The sequence below is a fragment of the Nocardia sp. CA-135398 genome (assembly GCF_050955845.1).
GTDB lineage: Bacteria > Actinomycetota > Actinomycetes > Mycobacteriales > Mycobacteriaceae > Nocardia.
The window spans coordinates 7,428,082-7,443,166 of the sequence record NZ_CP192084.1 but is presented as its reverse complement, the minus strand read 5'-3'; the positions used below and the strand labels follow the sequence as shown (position 1 = coordinate 7,443,166).

The 15,085-nt window shown below is 64.8% G+C and carries 16 protein-coding genes and 1 pseudogene; 14 read left to right on the top strand and 3 right to left on the bottom strand.

What is annotated here, in order from left to right; genetic code table 11:
• Positions 1–6 precede the first annotated feature (6 nt).
• Positions 7–1,137, bottom strand: a complete 1,131-nt coding sequence (locus ACQP1T_RS33075) for an HNH endonuclease family protein (protein WP_433756945.1) — start codon at positions 1,135–1,137, stop codon at positions 7–9.
• 272 nt (positions 1,138–1,409) lie between these two features.
• Here ACQP1T_RS33075 and ACQP1T_RS33070 point away from each other — a divergent pair, with 272 nt between their 5' ends.
• Positions 1,410–2,282, top strand: coding sequence for a haloalkane dehalogenase (locus ACQP1T_RS33070; RefSeq protein WP_433756944.1), 873 nt, complete (start codon positions 1,410–1,412; stop codon positions 2,280–2,282).
• Between the two features lie 88 nt (positions 2,283–2,370).
• The gene (locus ACQP1T_RS33065) at positions 2,371–3,252 is read left to right on the top strand and encodes an RNA polymerase sigma factor (RefSeq protein ID WP_433756943.1); all 882 of its coding nucleotides are present in this window, start codon (positions 2,371–2,373) and stop codon (positions 3,250–3,252) included.
• A gap of 47 nt (positions 3,253–3,299) precedes the next feature.
• On the opposite strand, the gene ACQP1T_RS33060 is transcribed toward ACQP1T_RS33065, so the two are convergent.
• Positions 3,300–4,436: a TDT family transporter gene (locus tag ACQP1T_RS33060; protein WP_433756941.1), complete on the bottom strand. Its 1,137-nt coding sequence runs from the start codon at positions 4,434–4,436 to the stop codon at positions 3,300–3,302.
• Between the two features lie 70 nt (positions 4,437–4,506).
• On the opposite strand from ACQP1T_RS33060, the gene ACQP1T_RS33055 reads away from it, so the two are divergent.
• The gene (locus tag ACQP1T_RS33055) at positions 4,507–5,415 is read left to right on the top strand and encodes a LysR family transcriptional regulator (RefSeq protein ID WP_433756940.1); all 909 of its coding nucleotides are present in this window, start codon (positions 4,507–4,509) and stop codon (positions 5,413–5,415) included.
• Here ACQP1T_RS33055 and ACQP1T_RS33050 read toward each other — a convergent pair.
• Entirely contained in the window at positions 5,412–6,071 is a 660-nt protein-coding gene (locus tag ACQP1T_RS33050) for a phosphate signaling complex PhoU family protein (protein ID WP_433756939.1), read from the bottom strand. The genes ACQP1T_RS33055 and ACQP1T_RS33050 overlap by 4 nt on opposite strands.
• Before the next feature lie 204 nt (positions 6,072–6,275).
• On the opposite strand from ACQP1T_RS33050, the gene ACQP1T_RS33045 reads away from it, so the two are divergent.
• From ACQP1T_RS33045 to ACQP1T_RS32995, 11 genes and pseudogenes are all read left to right on the top strand, one after another.
• Entirely contained in the window at positions 6,276–6,671 is a 396-nt protein-coding gene (locus tag ACQP1T_RS33045; protein ID WP_433756938.1) for a nitroreductase/quinone reductase family protein, read from the top strand.
• 5 nt (positions 6,672–6,676) lie between these two features.
• A pseudogene (locus ACQP1T_RS33040) lies at positions 6,677–6,993 on the top strand (ionic transporter y4hA); the annotation flags it as partial.
• A gap of 17 nt (positions 6,994–7,010) precedes the next feature.
• A complete protein-coding gene (locus tag ACQP1T_RS33035) occupies positions 7,011–7,196 on the top strand; it encodes a hypothetical protein (RefSeq protein ID WP_433756937.1) in 186 nt (61 codons plus the stop codon).
• Positions 7,193–8,032: an ABC transporter permease gene (locus ACQP1T_RS33030; RefSeq protein WP_433756936.1), complete on the top strand. Its 840-nt coding sequence runs from the start codon at positions 7,193–7,195 to the stop codon at positions 8,030–8,032. The genes ACQP1T_RS33035 and ACQP1T_RS33030 overlap by 4 nt, the downstream gene beginning before the upstream one ends.
• On the top strand, positions 8,032–8,898 hold the full coding sequence (locus ACQP1T_RS33025) for an MlaE family ABC transporter permease (protein WP_433756935.1): 867 nt from the start codon (positions 8,032–8,034) through the stop codon (positions 8,896–8,898). Before ACQP1T_RS33030 ends, ACQP1T_RS33025 begins: the two co-directional genes overlap by 1 nt.
• Before the next feature lie 3 nt (positions 8,899–8,901).
• A complete protein-coding gene (locus ACQP1T_RS33020) occupies positions 8,902–9,936 on the top strand; it encodes an MlaD family protein (protein WP_433756934.1) in 1,035 nt (344 codons plus the stop codon).
• Positions 9,933–10,937, top strand: a complete 1,005-nt coding sequence (locus ACQP1T_RS33015) for an MlaD family protein (protein WP_433756933.1) — start codon at positions 9,933–9,935, stop codon at positions 10,935–10,937. Before ACQP1T_RS33020 ends, ACQP1T_RS33015 begins: the two co-directional genes overlap by 4 nt.
• On the top strand, positions 10,925–11,944 hold the full coding sequence (locus tag ACQP1T_RS33010) for an MlaD family protein (RefSeq protein ID WP_433756932.1): 1,020 nt from the start codon (positions 10,925–10,927) through the stop codon (positions 11,942–11,944). The genes ACQP1T_RS33015 and ACQP1T_RS33010 overlap by 13 nt, the downstream gene beginning before the upstream one ends.
• The gene (locus ACQP1T_RS33005) at positions 11,944–13,032 is read left to right on the top strand and encodes an MlaD family protein (protein WP_433756931.1); all 1,089 of its coding nucleotides are present in this window, start codon (positions 11,944–11,946) and stop codon (positions 13,030–13,032) included. Before ACQP1T_RS33010 ends, ACQP1T_RS33005 begins: the two co-directional genes overlap by 1 nt.
• Positions 13,029–14,075, top strand: coding sequence for an MlaD family protein (locus ACQP1T_RS33000; RefSeq protein ID WP_433756930.1), 1,047 nt, complete (start codon positions 13,029–13,031; stop codon positions 14,073–14,075). The genes ACQP1T_RS33005 and ACQP1T_RS33000 overlap by 4 nt, the downstream gene beginning before the upstream one ends.
• Entirely contained in the window at positions 14,072–15,028 is a 957-nt protein-coding gene (locus ACQP1T_RS32995) for an MlaD family protein (RefSeq protein ID WP_433756929.1), read from the top strand. The genes ACQP1T_RS33000 and ACQP1T_RS32995 overlap by 4 nt, the downstream gene beginning before the upstream one ends.
• Positions 15,029–15,085: the final 57 nt, after the last annotated feature.

The following is a 15,085-nucleotide window of genomic DNA, read 5'->3' as shown; positions in this document are numbered from 1 at the left end:
TGTCGCTTATTTGAACTCTCCTCGACTGACGCAGTCGGCGACTGCGTTGCGCAGTGCGGTGTGTTCGGCGGGATCAACGTTCAGCGCATATTTTACTTTGATCTTGACGTAGTGCTCGAGATAGCCACACCGGAATTTTCCCGGCGGCAGATAGTTCGCGGCGTCCTGGTCACCCTTGGACCTGTTGGCGGAGGGATCGGAGGCGATCAGATTGACGGAGTCGTTGGCGATCCGGCGGCGGGTATCTTCATCGCGCTTATTCGCACCCGAACGCCACGCCTCGGCCAGCGGCACGATGTGTTCGGCATCGACACCGGCCGGGTCGGTGATGAACTTGTACGGCTTGAGTTTTCCAGTCTTGGAATCCAATACGCCGTACTGGTCCTGCCAGCCGCCGCCGCGGCCGACGGTGAGCTCACAGGTCTTCGGGTCGAGTTTGACCGAGCCGGTGGCGTCGCGGAGCATCATCACGTCACGGCTGGTGCACTTGGCGTACTGGGTGAAGTCGGGGCCGAAGCCGTGCTCCGGCTTATTGGTATCCCAGTGCGGGAACTTCTCCCGACTGTAGCCTTCCATCGACTCTTCGGGCGCATCGACGAGCTGCCCGAGCAGATCGTTGATGTCCTTGCCGGATGCCGTTGTGACATTCGCCGGTCCGGATCCCTTGCCTGTCTTGCCGGTCCACTCGTCGATAAACGAATAGCCGACGGCGACAACGACAGCCAATACGACGGGTGCACTGACAGCGAGTACGCGACGCGCGGTGCGGGACGACAACCACTTCACAAAGATCGAACTTCCTAGCCTCGCACCGATGAACTTGTCGGGCGTCAAGCTACCCTGCGGCTGATCGTCCCGTATGTGATTGTCGCGTATGACGTTCGGCACAGCTAGTCGAAGAACGCGCGGTGTGGCAAGGGGACTCGACGGCAGACGTGGAACCACCCCTGACTCGGCGTGCCGGCGCTGATCCAGGGGTGGTCCTGTCACGAATGAGCTCGTGCGCGGCCGAATGAACGGGCCGGTTGTCCAAGCCGGATGATCCGTTCTCGCGGCGCCACGAGGCTGATGAGGGAAGGCTCGTCGTGCCGTGTCGTACTGCGGGTAACTCCTCGTGACGGTCTGCGTGAACTTCATTGTTCTTACGTAGAGCGACAGTAGATCATTCCATATTCCTTTGCAATCGCTTTACTTAAGTCTGAGAATCTCCTGAAAGCCGCATTGTGTGGTTGAAACATGTACTGCTCAGATACGGAAGTTAGGTTTACCTGCGGTTGCGGTGAGATCGGACGTCCTGCCGCCTTCCTCGCCGGTGACGAGCATCACATTCGGCGGCGGTCACAGCGGGGCCGAAACATGTGTCGAAACCGGGTGCAGGCATAAAGCCGGATCCAGGAAGGACCCATATCATGGCTACCGTCGACGTCCTCGACTCGTTCATCAACTACACCGACCTCGGTGCCGGTTCGGTACCGGTGGTTTTCCTGCACGGCAACCCGACCTCATCGCACCTGTGGCGCAAGGTGATCCCGCACGTCGCCGATCAAACCCGGGTGCTCGCACCGGATCTGATCGGAATGGGTGCGTCCGGAAAGCCGGACAGCACCTACCGCCTCGCCGACCACGCCCGCTATCTCGATGCCTGGTTCGACGCATTGGGCCTCGACCAGGTCGTCATCGTCGGGCACGACTGGGGTGGTGCGCTCGGTATGCACTGGGCGGCACGGCATCCCGAGCGCATCCGGGGCATCGCATTGATCGAGACGTTCCTGCGGCCGATGCGCTGGGACGAACTCCCGCCGCTCGGCGCCGAACTGTTCCGCAAATTCCGGACGGCGGAGGGGGAGCGAATGGTGCTGGTGGAGAATACGTTCATCGAGTTCAACCTGCCGAAGGGCATCACCGATCTGTCGCAGGAAGATCACGATGTGTATCGCGCTCCCTTCCCGACGCCGGAATCGCGTAAGCCCATGTTGGCCTGGACGCGCGAATTTCCGGTGGAGGGTGAGCCCGCCGATGTGGTTGCGCTGGTGGAGAACTACGACAGGTGGGCGGCCGAGTCGCCGGAGGTGCCCAAACTCATCATGGCGCTCGACAATGGCGTCGGCCTCGGCTCGCCGGAGGTGATCGCTTGGGCCGCCGAGACATTCGCCGGTGCCGAGGTCGTCTCGGTCGGCGAGGCGGGACATCACGCTCCGGAGGATCAGCCAGATGCCATCGGGACCGCGGTCGCGACATGGTTGCGCGCGCACTCGTTGACCGCCGCGACCACGAGTGCATGAGCGAGGTGCGCCGCGCGGGTGCGGGCCGCCCACCCGCGCGGCGCACATAGGACTTGCGTAATGCCGGATACCGCCGAAGGATTGTGCGGTGGAACCCGAGCTATCGCACCCAGAGGTAACGGCGGACAGCACCGCAGACATCGCTCGGGAGCGGGAACTGGTCGATCGGGCGATTGCCGGTGAGGTGGCGGCTATCTCGGATGTGGTGCGGCAACTCCAGGATCCGCTGTATCGGCTGGCGCTGCGCATGGTGTGGCGACCCGCCGAGGCCGAGGATGCGACGCAGGAAATCCTGCTGCGAGTGGTCGGCAATCTCGCGACGTGGCGGGGCGAGGCCAAGCTGCTGACCTGGGCCTACCGGATCGGCGTCAACTATCTGCTGAACCTGAAACGGCAGACGCCCCAGGAGGCGGCGCAGCTCAGCCTCGATGCCTACCGTGACGGGCTGGCGGACGGCCTCGCCGCCGACGACTTTCGCGGACCCGAGGCCGAACTGCTCTCCCATGAGGTGCGGTTGAATTGCAGTCAGGCCATGTTGCAGTGCCTGGCCCGCGACGAGCGGGTCGCCTTCGTACTCGGTGACGTTTTCGAACTCGGTTCCGCCGATGCCGCCTGGATTCTGGGAATCACCGCATCCGCATTCCGAAAGCGCTTGGAACGAGCCAAGAAACGCATCGGCACATTCCTGAATTCGACCTGCGGGGTGGCCAATCCCGAGGCGTTCTGCCGCTGCTCTCGTCGGGTGGACAAGGCATTGGCGCTCGGACGCGTCGATCCGAAGCGGCCGGTATTCGCCCGACATGCGGTGCGTGCGGGCGGCCGCAGCGTCAGCGAGGCCGAGCAACAGATGATCCGACTGCACGACGCCGCCGCGGTAATCCGGCTGCACCCCGATTACGCTGCGCCGCAGGCGAAAATGGACGCGATCGCCGGACTACTGAATTCGGGAAGGTTCCCGCTGCTCGACTGATTTACGCGTTGGCCGGAAAGCGCACATCGGTCAGGGGCGAGTTTGGATCAGGCCGGTCGCAGCAGCGGCCCGGTGACCGCGCCGCGGATGGTCTTGGCGGCGACGACTGCCCAGGCGCCGACCAGTCCGACATACAGCGCGACGGCGGCGACGGCGAAGATATCGGCACCGGTGTGGCCGTAGAGCACGGTGCTGCCGGTAATGCAGGTTCCGAGTGGGAAGGTGAAGCCCCACCAGGTCAGATTGAACCGCAATTCGCCTGCGCGCGCGGTCTTTACCGTGACGGCGGTGGCCAGCGCCAGCCACAGCATGGCGAAGCCCCAGGTGAGGACGCCGAAGACCACCGAGAATACGGCCAGCCCCTTGGCATAGAGGTCGGGCAGTGCCGAGGGCCCCGCATCGGCGAGCAGGCCTGCGGCGGTGACGGATTGGCCGAGCGGGCCGAGCACGAGCCAGACAGTGGGAACCATGCCCGACTGCGGGATGCCGTGATGCACCAGGCGTGACCAGATCATGGTGGTGGTGACCAGCGCGGCGATCAGGCTCAGCCCGAACATGGCCAGGCACAGCAGGGTCATGGTGAGCCGCAACTGGCCTTCGGGCAGATAGGGGACCAGCAGTGCGCCCATGGCCGCCGACACCATCGGCGGCACTACCGGCATCAGCCAGCCGCCGAAGGCGGCATCGGGTTCGATGTGATGGTGGATGAACATCCGGTAGGGGATGGCGACGGCGGTCAGCAGCCCGAGCGCGGTTCCGAGCGACCACAACACCCAATCGACGGTGAGTGCGGCATCGAGACCGATCACCTGGCGTCCGAGCACCAGGGTGCCTCCGCCGACGGTCACGAGTGCCATCGGCGGTGCGCCGTAGAAATGCGACATGACCGGGTGATCCTTGTGGCTGCGGGCCTGCTCCGGATAACGCACCAGGTGCGCGACCCAGGCGGTGCTCAATGCCACCAGCGACAATGCGGCCACCGCCCAGACGGCCGTCGCTGCGCCGCGCAGACCTGGAAACTGCAGCGGCAGCGTGGCGGCGGCATTGGCGACAATGCCGGTGCCCATCACGGCGGCGAACCAGTTGGGACCGAAGTGCCGCAGCGAGGGGGATGCGGCACTCTGTCCGAGCTCACCGAGCAGACGCCGCGGGGCTGCGGGACGAAAGGTTGCTATGGCGGTCATGAGTCCAGATTCGTCGGTGTCGGTGCCGGCGAGTAGTCACCGCATTCCTATGCATGCATAGACTCGTTCTATGCCCCTGTCGCCGCGTGTCCCCGATCTGGCCGCGCTCGACCTGCTGCTTTCGGTCATCGAGCTGGGCAGTGTCGGACGCGCGGCGCAGGCACACGGCATCAGCCAGCCCTCGGCGTCCTCGCGCATCCGCTATCTGGAGAAGTTGGTGGGCATGCCGGTGCTGGAGCGCACCACCCTCGGTTCCAGGCCCACGCCCGCCGGGGTATTGATCGCCGAATGGGCGCGCGGGGTCGTCGATGCGGCGCAGCAACTGGATGCGGGCATCGACACCTTGCGCGCCGAACGCGATTCGCAGCTGCGGGTGGCGGCGAGTCAAACCGTTGCCGAATACCTGTTCCCCGGGTGGCTCATGACCCTGCGAACCACCGCACCCGATACCGCGATCGCATTACAGTCCGGCAATTCCGTCGAAGTCGCGCAGGCGGTGCTCGACGGCAAGGACGCCATCGGCTTCATCGAGAGCCCGCGGAATTTCCGTGGGCTGGAGAGTCACATCGTGGCCCGCGATCGGCTGGTCGTCGTGGTCGCCCCGCAACACCGGTGGGCCCGCCGTGGCTCGGTCGACCTGGCCGAACTCGCGCGGACCGCGCTGATCCAACGCGAACCCGGATCCGGCACCCGGACCTGGTTCGAAAATGCTGTCGCGCGGGCGATTCCGGGCTGGGAACCCACGGTCGTCCTGGAACTTTCCTCCACCACCGCGATCAAAACCGCAGTTGCCTCCGGTGTCGGTCCGGCCGTCCTCAGCTCCCTTGCCGTGGCCGCCGAAATCGCCTCCGGCACCCTCGTTTCGCCGACCGTCACCGGTCTGGATCTGGCCCGAACCCTGCGCGCTGTCTGGCCCGCGGGCCATCGCCTCGCCGGTCCGGCCCGCGACCTCTATGCCATCGCCCGCCGCACTTCTTAGCTGGCGTCGGAGACTTGGGCTGTCGGCGGAATTCCGGTGTCCAGGAAGCGGATCAGGCGATCGATGCGGATGGTGTGGTCGATAGAGCGTTCGAGGTTATTGCCCACAAGGGCGATATCGATGGCGGACTCGGTGGTGGTTCGCTCGGTCAGCGCCGAGTGGAGTTCGCGGTGGAGTTGATCCATTGCGGGCATCCCGGAATCGGGCGTGACGGGTTGGCGACCGGTGGCGACCGATTCGCCCGCTAGGGCGGTGTGGTGCGCGGCCAGTCGACCCATGGCGGTGAGGATATCCATCAGGGCTTGGGGCGCAACGGGTTTCGGGTGATATTTGTAGACCTGATCGGCGACCTGGTTGATCAGCGAGCCGATCCGGGACAGTTCACCGGCGATCTGGATGGCGGTGACCACATGCCGCAGATCGCGCGCGACCGGCGCCTGCAGTGCCAGCAGCACCACGGTTCTGGCCTCGCAGGCGGCGTACATCTTCTGTAGCTGCTCGTCGAGCGCGAAGGCCTCATAGGTGGCGGCGAGATCGGCGTCGCCGAGCGCGGCCGTGACACGCTCGGTGGCATCGTGGGCGAGCCGACACATGAGCGTCAAGTCATTGGTCAACGCGATGAGCTCGCGAGTGAACTGGGTCCGCACTCCGCACATTGTCGCTTATCGCCACGCCGTCCAGTACACGAATCTCGACTCGATCGTCTGACCGATTGCAGTGCATCGTTGCTTACCGTGATGTCGACCTTTAGTCGTCATTGAACTTTCCAATGCGGAAGGCGGCGGCGACGCGGGGAATGCACTGGTCGAGCCGGTATCGGCACAGTGCCGAATGCGATCGGCGGGTGCTAGCGTCGGGAGATGGCGAACTTGCGTGGTGTTCAGCACCGAGTCGTCACGGCATTTCAGCGGCGGCTCGGGAATCCGATTCTGCGCAAATTGCCCACGCAGCAGTTGCTGGAGACCGTGGGGCGCGTAAGCGGGCAGCCGCGGATTACGCCGATCGGGGGGCGGCGGGTCGGCAAGCAGTTCTGGCTCGTCTCCGAATTCGGCGACAAGTCGCAGTACATTCGAAATATCAAGGCCGACAATCGGGTTAGAGTGCGGCTGCGCGGACATTGGTACACCGGTACCGCACAGCTATTGCCGGATGATGATCCGCGCGCCCGGTTGCGATCGTTACCCAAGGCCAACAGCGCGGCTGTTCGAGTGCTCGGCACCGACTTATTGACCGTCCGGATCGATCTCGACGACTGAAACTGCTCGTCCCGCTGCCAGAAACTCTTGCGGCCGTGCGTGAACTCTTGCGGCCGTGCGTGCCGCCCGCGCGATCAGGTGCGGAACAGCTCGATCTCGCGCTCGGCTCCGCCATGGCGAGCACCATTCCGGCGATTGCCGTAGCAACCATCTGGCTAGACGGTCCGCTGGTCCTCGGAATCGGCGCGACGCAGATGGTGCTGCTCGCTGCGACGGCCGTGTTCGGCGTACTGACGGTGGTTCGGGTCGGGCGACGCTGCTGCGGTGCGGTGTTCATATGGCTCTGTTCTCGGCTTTTGCGCTCCGCGCCGCCACTTCGTAGCCGATGTGATCGGACCCATGAATAACCGCGCTGAGTGGGTTGAACGGCAAGTAAGTGGCGAGCATCACAGCTTGTCGATTTTGTTGTTACTCGCCGTAACGATTAGCTTGCTGGATGTTGGCATCGACGCCGAATCCGGAGAGTGCGGCATGAAATTCGACACAGCCCGTGCCGCAGGCGCGACCGCGGGATATGGACTATGACGTCGGACCTGCAGATCCGCGAATCCGCGAGTTCGGTTGTCCGGAAGAACTTTTCGGACACGGTCGTCTCGTCGCTGCGCACCTTCGGTCGGGCCTTCGGCGTCGCGCAGGAATCGGTCCTCGGCGCGGTCGGTGATATCGCCCGCGGCCAGTTCCAATGGCGCGAGGCCGTGCTGCAGGCTTGGCGGTTGATCACCGTCACGACCATCCCGGCGATCTTGATGGCGATCCCGTTCGGTGTGATCGTCTCGATCCAGGTCGGCAATCTCATCCACACCCTCGGCGCGGATTCGCTGCTCGGCGCGACCGGCGGACTCGGTGTCATCAAGCAGGGCGCGCCGATGGCGACCGGCTTCCTGCTCGGCGGCGCGGGTGCGGCGGCGATCGCGGCAGATCTCGGCGCGCGCACCATTCGTGAAGAGATCGATGCGCTGAACACCATGGGCATCAGTCCGATCCATCGCCTGGTGATTCCACGGATGGCGGCGATGCTGGTGGTCGCGCCGTTGCTGAATATTCTGATCATCTTCGTCGGCATCATGGCCGGATATGCCGTCGCCATCGGTGGCCAGGGCGTCACGCCGGGCAGCTACTGGGCCACCTTCGGCTCGTTCACCACCACCGCGGATGTGTGGGTGTCACTGGTGAAGGCGCTCATCTTCGGCTTCCTCGTGGTGGTCATCGCCTGCCAGCGCGGACTGGAGGCCAAGGGCGGACCGCGCGGTGTCGCCGATGCGGTGAATGCCGCGGTGGTGCTCTCGGTCGTCTCGATCACCGTGGTGAATCTGGTGCTCACGCAGGTCACGGCCATGTTCCTGCCGACGAGGCTGGCCTGATGGCGATTTCGTCCTACGCCCCCAAGGGGTTCGGCTGGGTCACGCGGTATTTCCGGCGCGGCTCTCGGGTGCTCGGCGCGGTCGACGGTTTCGGCTTCGTCGCCGTATTCGTGTGGCAGGTGCTCGCGGCGATTCCGTTGACGCTCAGGCGGTATCGCGGTGAGACCATGCGCGCCATCACCGATATGACCTGGGGCCGCGGCTCGGTCGTGGTGGGCGGCGGCACGGTGCCGATGATGATCGTGCTCGGGCTTGTTATGGGTGCCTCCGTCGCGGTCGAATCATTCGCGACACTGAGCATGCTCGGGATGGGGCCGGTCACCGGGATCGTCTCGGCCTACGCCACCACTCGCGAACTCGCGCCCATCGCGGCCGCGGTCGGCTTCGCCGCGCAGGCGGGTTGCCGGATCACCGCGGAGATCGGTTCGATGCGCATCTCCGAGGAGATCGACGCCATCGAGGCGCTCGGTCTACGTTCGGTGCCGTTCGTGGTCACCACCCGAGTGCTCGCGGGTGCGTTGGCGATCGTGCCGACCTTCCTGATCGCGCTGATCCTCAGCTACGCGGCCTGTCGCGGCATCATCACGCTGGTGCACGGCCAGTCCGCTGGCGTCTATGACCACTACTTTTTCCAATTCGTCTCCGGCTTCGACGTGATCGCCGCGGTGATCAAGGTCGCCATCTTCGGAACGGTGGTGATCCTGGTGCACAGCTACTACGGTTTCTTCGCCACCGGTGGGCCGGAGGGCGTCGGTATCGCGTCGGGTCGCGCGGTGCGCACGAGTTTCGTGGCAATTATCGCGATCGACATGGTGCTCAGCATTGTGCTGTGGGGCTTCAACGCGGCGATCAGTTTTACGGGGTAGCGGATGCCGAAGTACGGAATGCCCGGTGTAGCCGCGGATAAGAAGCGTTCGCGGACGGTTGGTTCGGCGATCATCGCGCTGATAGCCGTTGTCGCCCTTGCCACTTCGCTCTACCGGCAGCTGCGCGCCGACGAGGGCCTGCGGATCGCGTTGCACACCCAGCAGATCGGTGACGGCCTCAGCGCGGGCACGCAGGTGCGCCTCGACGGCGTGCTGGTCGGCAGGGTCGCGCAGATCGCGCCGGATGAGCGCGGCACCCAGCGAATCACCTTGCGACTGGACCCATCCCGGCTCTTCGGCATCGATGACAGCCTGCGCGTCGACTACGCGCCAGCCAACCTGTTCGGTATCAGCGAACTCGAATTGCGCCGCGGGCCCGGTGGTTCGCCGCTGCGACCGGATGCGGTCATCGATCTGACCGGCGGACGCGCGGCGGATGTCTACGACGCGACGATGGGCAGCATCCTGCGCAGCCTGTCCCAGGTCGGCGCGACGGTATTCACCCCGCAGCTGGCCAGCGTCATCGCCCAAGTCTCGGCCGACTTCCAGGCCTTCACCCCGCTGGTGCAGGCGCTGATCACGGTCGCACGCACCATTGCCGACAACCAGCGGATGCCGACCTCCGAGCTCGTCGGCAGACTCGGTCCGGCCTTCGACGGCGGCGGCAAATTCGCGGGCGCCACCATCGAGGTCCTCGATCAGATCCGCGATATCAAGATCCTGCAGAGCGATCGCGAGCACTACGATCGCGGTGTCGCCGCGCTGACCGGCAGCATCCTGCCCGCGCTCGGGACCACGCTGACCACCGCGGGCGGCCATTTCGCCGAGGGTGCCGACATGCTCGCGCCGATACTGAATGTGTTGGCGCAGATGGTCCCTCGTCCGCGGCAGACCGCGGCAGAGCTGCGGGTCCTGCTCGAACGGCTGCGAGCCGCCATGCCGGATACGCCCGACGGTCCGGTGCTGAATCTCGACGTGGATCTGCGGGGCGTGCCCGGTATCGCGGTGCCGTTGCTCGGTCAGGCGGGTGTGCGATGACGGTGCGTGGTGCGGCCTGGCGGCTCGGCGTTTTCGCCGCGATCATGATCGTGGTGCTCTCGCTGGTGCTGACGGCGATCAAACGGCCGGTGGCCGGGGATACCGAGGCGCACGATGCGCTGTTCACCGATGCCAATGGCCTGAAGGTCGGTGATGACGTGCGCATGTTCGGCGTGCAGGTCGGCAAGGTCGAGGGCATAGCGCTCGACGGCATCAGGGCCAAGGTCCATCTCACTGTCGAAACCGCCACGCCGATCTACGACAACAGCACCCTCGCGATCCGATACCAGAACCTCACCGGACAGCGGTATATCGATCTGCAGCAGCAGCCGAATCCCGGTGTCCGGCTGCCCGCGAACGCGGTTGTCGACACCGAGATGACGCTTCCGTCCTTCGATGTGACCAGCCTGTTCAATGGCCTGAAACCGGTGCTGGCCACCATGTCCGCGGAGGCCGTCAACCAGTTCACCGAAAGCATGCTCGCGGTGATCGAGGGCGACGGTTCGGGTTTGGGTCCGGCCATGGATGCCATCGGCAGGCTGAGCAAGTACGTCGGCGATCGGCAGACGGTGATCGCGACGCTGGTGCGCAATATGTCCGAACTCGCCGACCGGGTGGGTGGCCGGGTGCACTATCTGGTTCCGCTGCTGGCCCGGCTGACCGATATTTTCCAAGCGCTGCAGGCGAATATCGGCGGCCTCGCCGAATTCGCCATGAACGCGCCATCGGTGCTCGGACCGCTGGACCGGCTGCTCGCCACCGTCGGCCTGACCGCCGACAGCGGAGCGGATATCGATGGACTCATCCGCAAACTCTTCCCCGACCCGCAGGAGGCCGTCGACGTTTTCGGCAAACTGCCCGGCCTGCTCGCCGCTATCGACAATGCCGTGCCGCGCACCATCGCGGACTGGAAACCGGTGTGCAGCAAGGGGAATGCCGAGCTGCCGAATCCGGTGCGGGTGCTCATCGGCGGACAGCAGGTGGCCGTATGCAACGGGTGAGACAGTGGTTCGGCCGCGATACGCCGATCCTCGACGAACCGGCCCGGCTGCGCAAAGAGGTGCGGCTCGGCGTTGTCGGCGCGGTGCTGGTTGTCATCGCAATGGGCGCCGCCGCAGCGCTTTACGTGATTCCGTTCGGCAAGACGACCTATACGGCGGAGCTGTCCGAGGCGCAGTCGGTGAAGTCCGGCGACGATATCCGTTTGGCCGGCATCTCCGTCGGCACCGTGAAATCGTTGGAGTTGCAACCGGATAAGGTCGTCATGCGATTCACCGTGGACTCCGATGTGTTCGTCGGTGACCAGACCTCGCTGGATGTGCGCATGCTCACCGTGGTCGGCGGACACTATGTCGCGCTGTTCCCCGCGGGCACCGAGCCGCTCGGTGATAAGCCGATTCCGACCGATCGAGTTCGCCTGCCCTACAGCCTGATTCAGACCTTTCAGGACGCCACCGCACCGATCGGCAAGATCGACGGTGATACCTTGCGGCGCAATCTTGCCGCGCTCGACAAGTCGGTCGAGGGTGCGCCGGATAGCCTGCGCACCACGCTGGACACCGTCGGCGGCTATATCGATGCCATCGACCGCCAGCGCACCCAGGTCTCGAATGCCATTGCGGTGGCCGATGAATACGTGACCATGTACGACGGCGCGAAGAGCGATCTGCGCAGGTTGATGGAGAATGCCGATCTGCTGGAGACCGTACTTCTCGACAAGCGCGCCGAGCTGCGCGAATCCATCGCCTTGCTCAACAGCGTTGTTCAGCGGATCGCCGCGCTGGCGCCGTCCTGGGATGCCACCTTGAAGCCGAAGGCGCGGCAATTGGCCGATGCCCTGCCGCGGTTGGAGCAGATGGGCGGGCAGCTGGAGCCGATCATCTCCTCCGCACACGACCTGAGTCAGAAGTTGGGCGGGCTGGTGATTCCGGAGGGCGGGATCGTGGTGGATCAGTCCGGTGAAACCATTCGGGCGGTGTGCGTGCCGCTACCAGGGAAGGCGTGCTGATGCTGAATCGGGTGCTCGGCTCGCAGGCGTTCATGTCGATCGCCGGTGCCGTCGTTGTCGCCGCGCTTGCTTTCACTGGGTATTTGATTGCCTTCGATCCGCTGCAGCGGACCGAATCCTATTGCGCGATAATGCCCGACAGCATCGGGCTGTATCCGGGCAATCAGGTGACGATGCGCGGTATCACGGTCGGCACGGTTACTTCGGTGCGGAACCAGGGCAAGAACGTGCGGGTCGATTTCGATGTCGATGCCGACCATCCGGTGTATGCCGATGCCTCGGCCACCACCGTGTCCGACACGGTGGTCGCCGATCGAAATCTGGCCGTGTTGTCCAGCGGTAAGAACATGCAGCGCTGGGACAGCGGTCAGTGCATCACCAAGACGCTCACTCCGAAGAGCCTCACCGAAACGCTGACGGCGCTGTCCTCACTGTCCGATCAGCTCAATGGAGCCGATCAGAATGCGCTGGCCAAGGGCCTCGCCGCGCTGGACGCGGCGACCTCGGGCACCGGACCGCGGGTCAACGAGCTGATTCGCAAACTCGGCTCCGCGCTGAAATCCCCCGATGCCGATATCGGCCATCTGGCAGGCATTTTCGATGCGTTCGCCTCGGTATCGCAGAAGGTGAACCAGTATTGGGGCGATCTGCAGTCGATGCTGGTCCGCATCGGGCCCGCGCTGAATCAGGCGAGTACCGAATTGCTCGGTCCCGCAGTGCGACTCTTCGACGGACTGCGCCAGATCCTGCCCATGCTCAACGACATCACCACCATGTTCGGTGATCCGATCATGCGCGCGCTCGACGCGAGCGTGCCGCTGATCAAGCTGTTACGCGCCGATGTCGGCTCGCTGCGCGATGTCGTGCTCATGACGCCCGCGCTCACCTCGGCATTCCGCACGGTCGTTTCCGATGGCGCGCCGGGTATCAGCTATGCGTCGCCGAGGGTGGCGGTTCCGCAGCAGAACGCCGAAGAGGTCTGTGCCGCGGTCAATTCCGTGGCACCAGGTAAATGCGCGGGTGCCGCGAATGGCATGGTCGATGTGCAACTCGTCCCGCTGGTACTCGGATTGGCAGGTGGACGATGAGAAGGCGTCTCGTGGCGGTCGTGTCGGCGGCCGGAATTGCCCTGGGCGGCTGTGCCTTCGATCCGTCATCGGTGCCGGTCCCCGGCACATCGGTATCCGGCGCCACCTATCGCGTGCGGATCGAATTCGCGAATGTCTTGAACCTGCCCGCCAAGGCCAAGGTGATCGCCAATGGCGCGCAGATCGGCACGGTCGACAAGGTCACCGTGGTTCCGGCCGCCGAAGCGCCGGCGGGTCGCGGCGGATTCGTGGTGGTCGACGCCGATATCGCGAAGTCGGTACAGCTGCCGACCACGACCATCGCGGAGCTGCGGCAGAAAACCGTGCTCGGCGATATCCATATCGCGTTGACCACGCCGCCCGATGGTTTCGGCTCGCTGCTCGGACCCGACGGCATCATTGCGATCGAGCGGAGCAAACCACCGGTGGAGCTCGAGGACACCATGGCCGCCATGGCCTTGTTCGTCCAGGGCGGCGCGATCGGTCAGCTACAGGACATCATCACTCGGTTCAATTCCGTACTGCCGCAGGATCCCCGGGAGACCGCGCGCATCTCGAAGGTGATGGGCGGCGATGCCGCGGATCTGGCCGCGAATCTCGACCAGGTGGATTCACTGCTGTACGGTCTGCTCACCAATTCCGAAGTGCTGCACGATATTCGGCCCGAGCTGGACAATATCCTCAGCGCCGAGTCGGTGCGGCAGGTGAACGCGGCGACGAATTCGTTCGCCGGAGTGGCGAATATCTTCGGCGTGCTCGGCCCGGTCGGCAGGTCGATGACCTGGCTCGCGCCGCTGGTGCGGTCCAATGACGCGATGCTGCAGGCGTTCGTGCCGATGCTGACCGGCGGGCCGCTGGATCTGCGGTCACCCTCGAATCTGGCCATGCTCGTCGCGCTATTGCGCGACAAGATCATTCCGTTCGTGCAGCACGGCCCGAAGGTGGATATCACCGGCGTGCGGACCGATGGCGCGACGGTATCCGAGCCCGAGCAGCTGGATCGGATCATTCAGACATTGCGCATGATCGGAGCGGTCCGATGAAGGTGGGTTCGCTGGCCTCGCTCGGCGGCATCGCCGCCATCCTGATCCTCGGCTCGGGCTATCTGACCTTCGGCGTGGTGCGGTTCGATCCGTTCGCCGATTACACCAATGCCGCTATGGTGCTACGGAATTCGGGCAGTCTCGGAGTCGGCTCGCCGATTCTGCTCACCGGCATTCCGGTCGGCAAGGTGACCTCGGTGCAGAATACGGCCGCGGGCGTCGAGATCGGCTTCCGCATCGACAAGGGCCAGCAGGTGCCGACCGACAGCACCGTCACCATCGAACAGCTCTCCGCGCTCGGCGAGCCCTACGTGCAGTTCGTGCCGAATACCGGCGGCGGACCGTATCTGAAGGACGGACAGCGGCTCGACACCGAGGACATCCGCCCACCGCTATCGATTCCGGAGGTGGCGCGGCTGGTCACCAAGACCATGAATCAGCTCGACCCCGATGTGGTCGGCTCGATCGTGGATACGCTCGGCAAGTCGCTGTCCGGCACATCCGCGGTGATGCCGGAACTGACACGGTCGGGCGATCTGCTCGCCGCGGCCATCATGACCAGGGCCCCGAAGATCGCCGAACTGCTCAATAGCTTTCAGCTGGCCGCGAGCGATATCGCATGGGCCGGACCGGCCACTTCGATCGGCGCGCCCGATCTGGTGCGGTTCGGCCAGTCGCTAGACGATCTCGTCGAGGCGGTCGGTCGGCTGGTCACAGCCGGCAACAGCCCGCGGATGTATCTGGAGGGCGATGGCCTGGTGCCGTTCCTGCAGCGGGTGACCGAATGGATGGACAAGGTCGGTCCGGAGCTGAAATCGCTCATTCCTGGACTGCGGCCATTGGCCGACGCGGTCACCGCCAGTGCGCCGCGCATCGATCTCAGCAGTCTGGTCAGCCAGGCGCTGCACGAAACCGGCGATGACGCGGTCAAGGTGCGCGTCGGCATCAAATAGGGCACTACCTGCGCGAACCCGTGTCGCCAAAAGTTGATCTCCCCCAGCACGTCTTCG